Annotated in this window: 1 protein-coding gene; it reads right to left on the reverse strand. The window is 50.9% G+C overall.

What is annotated here, in order from left to right; genetic code table 11:
• Window positions 1–307: replication initiation protein (locus HCN83_RS18045; protein ID WP_246238306.1), on the reverse strand; the 307-nt coding region annotated here is incomplete at its 3' end.
• Window positions 308–409 lie beyond the last annotated feature (102 nt).

Consider the following 409-nt stretch of genomic DNA (forward strand, 5'->3'; position numbering starts at 1 on the left):
ATTCCGCCGTCAGCACAGGCGCGGAAAGCGCATAGGCAAGGTGTGCGCCGCCGTTTTCCCTGTTGATTGCCGCCCAAGCAGGCATAGGCAGATTATTGTCTTCCCAAGCCAACCCCGCCCCTTCGTAATCCAAGTCAAAGAGCATAAACACACGCAGATGCGGCGGATTGACTTGGATGTAGCGGCGTTTGATGGCGGCAGCGTAAGAGCGCACCAGCATAGGTGCTTCTTTGAAATCTTTGCAGTATGGCTTGTGTGGGATACGTTCTTGCAAGAAGAGGTCGGGTTGGGTGTATAATTGGCTCATGTTGTATCTCGAAACCCCCGTGCAGATTGGCGTTTGGCGGGGGTTTTGCTTTGTCTAAGATTTGCAGATTGTATGCTTGTTTTTAAGATGATACAACTATGT

The organism is Alkalicoccus luteus, assembly GCF_012034335.1.
In the GTDB taxonomy this organism is placed as follows: domain Bacteria; phylum Bacillota; class Bacilli; order Bacillales; family Salisediminibacteriaceae; genus Alkalicoccus; species Alkalicoccus luteus_A.